The sequence below is a fragment of the Lacticaseibacillus sp. 53-4 genome, from assembly GCF_016861805.1.
Taxonomy (GTDB): domain Bacteria; phylum Bacillota; class Bacilli; order Lactobacillales; family Lactobacillaceae; genus Lacticaseibacillus.
In genome coordinates, this window is sequence record NZ_BOLT01000054.1 from 1 (window position 1) to 6281 (window position 6281).

The following is a 6281-nucleotide window of genomic DNA, read 5'->3' on the forward strand; positions in this document are numbered from 1 at the left end:
TGTGCTCAGACATAAAAATGGTATATAAAAAGGAGTTTCGAGGCAAGATGCCTTTCAACTCCAAATATCGTAGCGCCGAAATAAGCCTTTAAAACTTTCGTCAGCCTGCGCTGACGTCTTTTTTTCCTTGGGTTTGACAGCGTTTTCAGATGCGAATACAATAGTGCTGTTTATGGGGAAACGGGGGGACAGTATGCTGACACCAAGTGTGAAAGTCTTTATGTACATGCTCACCATGTCGGATTCACCGTCCGTGGACACCGAGCCAGTCTGGCGTGATCGCTACCGGCTCAGTCCCACGCGCGTGATTGCGCGCCTGCTGCGCCGAGGACTGATCCAGCCAGTACCAGGCAACGCGGTGCGCTTCGAACTGACCGCCAAGGGGCAAGCGGCGCTCGCTGATATTGACAGCTGGCTGTGGATCCATGAGTACTATCTGCCGGACGTGATCGACTTTGATCATGTGGTCACCCTGCCCTGGTTGCACCCAAAGATCGATTATCACTACATTGAACAGATGCTGGCCAACGCCAAGGCCAAGTATGCTGATGATCCCACCTACCTAACGTTGCTGCTTCAGCATCAGCTGCGCCTGGAGTATGACACGCACCACAACCATGACGCCATGCTGACGCTGATGGCGTTGATCGATGCGGATCTGGATCCGCAACCCGATGGGAGCGAGCTGACATACGAAACCACGTGGGCTAAGATGAGCGAATTTGAAAAGAACACCCTCAAGACGCTACTTGGTCGGTTGAACTGGAATCTGGCGACCTTTGAAATGCAGTTCTCGGCCTGGTTAGATCAGCAGCCGCGAAGGGCGCGCGTGTTCACGCGCTTTGAGCTCATGACGATCGTGATGTACGAGATCGGAGACGCCAAGCCGCAGCTTTGCGCGCTGTACAAAAAGGCCGCGGCCCGGGCTAACGGTGGCGCGGCTTTGGCTTCTGAAATGTGCGATGCCTAACTAAAACAATGGTCTGCGCCATCAATGCCGCAGACCATTTTTTAGTTGCCAGAGGCGATCAACTTCTGCTGAAACAGCTTAAATACGGTCTCAAACAATGTCTGGTAGTCGCCATCAGTGGCGTCAAGGTACCAGTTAAACTTGGCGATGCGCTTGGGCAAGGCGGACAGCGCAACAGGGTCGACAAAGTCGTCCAGCGCAGTGATCAAAAGGTCTGCCTGCTCCAGGGGGGCATCGTCGCCCAGCAGCTCGACCACGCTCAGATTGCGGACAAAATCGATAATGTTGCGATTAACCGTGTCCGTAGTTTCCATGACCAGCTTGACCTTGACGAGCTCTTGCCACTGGAAGTCGCGGAGATATGGTACTAGCAGGTAAAATAGCATTTCGACCAGCGGCCGCTTGGCCCTTTTGAAAGTTTGATAATCGGCCCTGTCCGGCAGACTGTCGATGTAGCGACTCAGGGTGCGGCGTGCCTGCTTTTGCATGTAGTTAGGCAAAGACGGCTTGAAGAAGTCAGACTGCTTAACGAAATTGCCCTCCATCAGGTAGAAGGCCGCAGTGACCCGCATTAAATTGGCGTGCAAGACCGGGTCTTCAAAGGGGTCAGTCTGCCCGACTGAGTCTTGCCGCACCGCGGCGGGCAGGCCGGCAACCACCTGCGCGGCAGGACTGCTGGTTTGTTCCAGGTAGTTGCACATCATCATCGTACTGGCGGCCGGCGGCGTGAAGCGGATGGTTTTTTGCTGGAAAAAGTAGAAAAAGATTGTTTCGGCGTCCAGCGCTGCCTGCGGGACGTTTGGATTTGGTTTGCTCGGGTACACCGCCGTCATTGAGAATTCCCCTTGGGGGATGGACTTTGAGAACCCCGCGTTTAGCGAAACAAAATGGCCGCGGCTCATGCGAGTGCGGCAAACGCCCCAAAACAGGCGCTCTTGACTGGCCGTGATGGGGTCCTGATCGGCTGAAGGCAGGCTGCGATACTGCGCGCTGAGGCGATCAAAGTCGAGTGCCCGAAACGGCCAGCGGCTGCCGTGATAACTAAGCCAGTAGAAGAGCTGAAGAAACAGGCGTACCTGTTTTTCGTCGCCGACAAAAGTCGCTTGCGTCAGCGAGATCTTAACTTTGAAGCCAGATAAGAAACTGCGCACCAGCGCGGTTTTGCGCATGAGCGTGGAACGGCTGATGTAATGGTCACCGCAAAAATGGCTGACGCTTTGCTGATTGCCTTGGACCAAATAGTCGACGAATTGAAAGGCGATAGAGCTATTAAGCAGAAACAGGCGGTAGTCGTCGATTGAAAAATTCAGCGCTGCCCCGTCGGTGAGGGCCTGTTTAATTTTGCCGGCTGGCTGCCTGGACAGCTCAACCAAGTCGCGCGTCAGCTCCTGAAACACGTTGTAGCTTTGCTGATACGACAGTGCGAGTCTTTCCGCCAAGTCGGTGATCGACAAACTTTGCGTCTGGTTGGTGACGAGGGTTTGAAACATGGTGAATTTCTGTAAATCGGCTTTTTCGAGGAAAATCGTCTCGAAATTCATCCGTAGGCCCCCCTTAGACACGCTTAATAGTCACTAATGATTACTCACAGAATACCACATGTTTGAGCTGGGAAAAAAGTGGCATCGCCAAAACTATTTGACAAAGTTAAATGTTTTGGCCAGTTACCGCGCTTCAGACCGATTCATTTCCCTCCCTCGATGGCCGAGTAGGAAGGCGCAAAATGCGGCAGATTCAGCCGAGAAAAACAGTTGTTGAACACGGCCTAAGAAAGTTCTCATTTATCATAAAATATTATTGGCCTAATTTGATGACAGTGGCTATAATTAGACTCGAAAAGTAGTCAAATTCACGAAAAGAGGCACTTATTTATGAGAGGTCGCGAGGATATCTTTCTGGCGCAGTCCCAGGCGGAGGAAACGAGCCTATTTCGGCGCATCGTCAATGCACGCTCAGCGCAGACGCCGGTGGCAGAGCGGTTAGTGCGCGAACAGGCCGCCGAGCCCTTAGTGACGGATGTTAATCTGAAGCAGATCGCGGCGCTCACCCGGCGCAACTATGGGTCGGTATACAACACCTATAACAGTTTGGTCTCCACCCTTCAGGAAATGATTGGGACCAAGACCACGACCGTGAGCAAGTTGTTCAATGTGCCTTCCAGTCAGGTGCGGCTCTTTTTGGTCCAAAAAGATCATCCGTATCGGTTCCTGCACACCCTGGTGTACCACGACTATAAAGACTTTGCCGAATTTTTAACGGCCAGTCACGCGAGCAAGGCGACCATGTTGCGGCACCTCAAACCGTTGCGCGACTTTGCTCGCAAGTTTGGCGTCCGTTTTTCGTATGAGACGCTCAGCCTGCAGGGTGATGAAAAACGGATTCGGCTGTTTTTGACCATGATTTTCTGGCTGGCAACGGATGGGGCCGGCTGGCCGTTTGATGATCTTAAGCGGGACGCGGTCGGCGAAGTGGTAGACGAAACCGTTGCGCTGTACGACATGAACAAACCGAATTACGTCACCCGGGAAGTCGCGATGTATTACACCGCGATCGCGCACAAGCGCTCCAGCGAAGGCCTCGTGATCATTTACGACCCGAATAAGCTGACGCTCCGCTATCCGACCGCGAACCTGTTTGAAGAACTGCAGCCGGGGTTAGCCGAGGATTTTCTCTTTCCCCAGTTCAGCACCGAGGGTCAGATGGGCGAAAGTGCCGCCATGTACTTTGTGTTCAACTTCCTGCCGTTGTTTGGCACGACCAATTCCGCGTCCATGGCGCAAACGCTTGCGCGGTTCCAGCACTATAACCAGCCCATTTACACGCTGGTCACGGAATTTCTCGCCAAACTGCCAGTGGCATTTTTGACCACTGATCAAATTCCGGAAGGCGCTTTGAACATGCTGAAAGCCAATTTGTTGGCTAACGCAGTGTCCACGCTCGAGTTTGGGGAAGACCTTTCTCAGGTCATCGCGTATGAAATCAATGAACACCTGGTGGCAATGCCCGAAAACCCGATGCTGAAGAAAAAGGTGCGTCAGACATTGGAACACGTGGTGTACGTCGGTGGGCTTGATGATCTGAAACTGCACCTGGATGCACTCACCGACGCCTTTTATTCTGATGTGCTTCAGATTGCGCAGCAGTTCGCGCCGAAGTCTAAGGTGCGAGTGGCCGCAGTGACCGAGCAGGCGGGGCTGGGCTACGTGGATTTACTGAGCTTTTTGATGGCTCAGCCGTTTGTGGAGCTGGTGTCGCCTGACGAGGGTTTGGATGACGTTGATTTGGTCATTGAAAGCGCGACGGTGCCAGATGCGGCCAAACGCCGTTCCGGAATTCTGACCTACAAGTGGGCGGCCAGTGCGTCCAACGATTGGTTCGGCGAGCTTTACGCCGAGCTGCGGCAAATCTGGGAAAACAAAAACGAAGGTGCTCGCGACGAAGATTTTGACTATTGAGCAGTTGCACCGCTCAATGGTTTGCAGTATTCTAGCAATGACAAAATAACACGTGATTAGGTGCCTATTTTGAGACTTTCAGAGACCCGGCGGGCGGTGTGAGCCGGGATGTCTCACTTCCAGCACGACAGTGGGCGGCGATGAGTCGCACGGCGCTGACCGTTAGCAGCAAATTAAGGGTGGTCTTTGGACCAAACTTGGGTGGCACCGCGGAAAAGCCTTTCGTCCCAATTGAGATGAAGGGCTTTTTGTGTGCAATTACGTCAAGGAGGAGAACTATGTTAGACATTAAGGTGATTCGTAAAGACCCTGACTGGGCCAAGACTAAGCTGGCCGCGCGCGCGGTCAAGCCGGAGCAGATTGATGACTTGCTGAGCGACGACGACAAGCGCCGGGCACTGATTGCCCAAACTGAGCAGTTGAAGGCCAAGCGTAACGAGGTGTCCGGCCAAATCGCGCAAAAAAAGCGCAACAAGGAAGACACGGCCGACGATATCAAGGAGATGCGCGAGGTTGGCCAGCAAATCGGCAAGCTTGACAAGGCGCTGGCTGAAGTTGAGCAAAAACTCAATGACGTCCTGGTTCGCCTGCCCAACTTTCCGGCCGATGATGTGCCAATGTCGCTGAATGAAGAGGACTCGCGCGAAGAGTATAAGTGGGGGAAGATCCCGCACTTCGACTTCACGCCAAAAGCGCATTACGAGCTGGGCGAAGCGCTTGGTATCCTGGACTTTGAGCGTGCGGCTAAAGTCTCGGGCGCGCGGTTTGTTTACTACAAAGGGGCAGGCGCCCGCCTTGAGCGCGCAGTCTATAACTTCTTCTTGGATGAGCACTACAAGGAAGGCTACGAGGAAATCATTCCGCCATACCTAGTCAACAACGACTCCATGTTTGGGACGGGTCAATTTCCTAAGTTCACCAAGGATGTTTACACAATCATGAACGAGGACGAGCCGTTGACGCTGATTCCGACGGCGGAGGTGCCGCTGGTCAATTATTACCGCGGTGACATCATTGATGCAGACAAGCTTCCAATCAGTGTCACGGCGCTGACGCCGGCATTCCGGTCGGAGGCGGGATCGGCAGGCCGCGATACGCGTGGTCTGATTCGCATGCACCAGTTCAACAAGGTCGAAATGGTCAAGTTCTGCAAGCCGGAAGACTCTTGGAACGAGCTGAAGAACCTGGTTCATGACGCGGAAGACCTGCTGCAAAAGCTCGGCTTGCCGTATCATGTGATTACCTTGGCTTCTAACGATGCCAGTTTCACCTCGGCTAAGACCAATGACCTTGAAGTCTGGTTGCCGGCGCAAGATACTTACCGGGAAATCTCCAGTTGCAGCAATTGCACCGATTTCCAGGCGCGGCGCGCGCAGATTCGTTACCGTGACGAAAACGGCAAGCCGCAGTTTGTTCACACGCTGAACGGATCGGGCCTGGCGGTTGGACGGACAGTCGCCGCAATTCTCGAAAACTACCAAAACGCGGATGGCTCGGTGACGATTCCCGATGTGCTGGTTCCTTACATGGCTGGCCAAACAGTGATTAAGGGTTAATGATGGTTCGGACAGTCGCAGCGATGCGGCTGTTTTTTGTCGGTGCTGGGCCGCGAGGCGGTGGGCGGAGTCAGAATCTGTTGGGTCTTTTTTAAAAAATGGTTGACGCTCCTTGGCGTGGTTGGTAATATAGTCATCGTTGTCAAAACGAAGCGGTGTTGAGCCGCTAGGGTGATTGAGAAAAATCATTGACAACGTTGTGCCTAATTGATAGACTGATAAAGTTGTCTTTTGGACAAGGTAGTCCTTTGAAAACTGAACAAAGTTTCGTAAATGTGATAGGGCTTTTCAATGAAAGTT

The 6281-nt window shown here is 53.1% G+C and carries 4 protein-coding genes; 3 read left to right on the forward strand and 1 reads right to left on the reverse strand.

Going from position 1 to position 6281, the window contains the following annotated elements; genetic code table 11:
• Window positions 1-193: 193 nt before the first annotated feature.
• Window positions 194-970, forward strand: a complete 777-nt coding sequence (locus JUF21_RS11525; protein WP_203664746.1) for a hypothetical protein — start codon at window positions 194-196, stop codon at window positions 968-970.
• Between the two features lie 41 nt (window positions 971-1011).
• Here JUF21_RS11525 and JUF21_RS11530 read toward each other — a convergent pair whose 3' ends face one another.
• Window positions 1012-2511 carry a helix-turn-helix domain-containing protein gene (locus tag JUF21_RS11530; RefSeq protein WP_203664748.1) on the reverse strand — a complete coding sequence of 500 codons (1500 nt, stop codon included), beginning with the start codon at window positions 2509-2511 and terminating at the stop codon, window positions 1012-1014.
• Window positions 2512-2841: 330 nt separating this feature from the next.
• Between JUF21_RS11530 and JUF21_RS11535 the strand changes: the two genes are divergently transcribed.
• Complete coding sequence (locus JUF21_RS11535; RefSeq protein WP_203623836.1) at window positions 2842-4425, forward strand: helix-turn-helix domain-containing protein; 1584 nt, start codon at window positions 2842-2844, stop codon at window positions 4423-4425.
• A 278-nt stretch (window positions 4426-4703) separates the two neighbouring features.
• The gene (serS, locus tag JUF21_RS11540; RefSeq protein ID WP_203664750.1) at window positions 4704-5981 is read left to right on the forward strand and encodes a serine--tRNA ligase; all 1278 of its coding nucleotides are present in this window, start codon (window positions 4704-4706) and stop codon (window positions 5979-5981) included.
• The last annotated feature ends 300 nt before the right edge of the window (window positions 5982-6281 follow it).

Excerpts from the sequence above, each read along its gene's own strand:
- JUF21_RS11530 (WP_203664748.1), bottom strand. The coding sequence starts at position 2,511 with ATGAATTTCGAGACGATTTTCCTCGAAAAAGCCGATTTACAGAAATTC.
- JUF21_RS11525 (WP_203664746.1), top strand. The coding sequence starts at position 194 with ATGCTGACACCAAGTGTGAAAGTCTTTATGTACATGCTCACCATGTCG.
- JUF21_RS11535 (WP_203623836.1), top strand. The coding sequence starts at position 2,842 with ATGAGAGGTCGCGAGGATATCTTTCTGGCGCAGTCCCAGGCGGAGGAA.
- serS (WP_203664750.1), top strand. The coding sequence starts at position 4,704 with ATGTTAGACATTAAGGTGATTCGTAAAGACCCTGACTGGGCCAAGACT.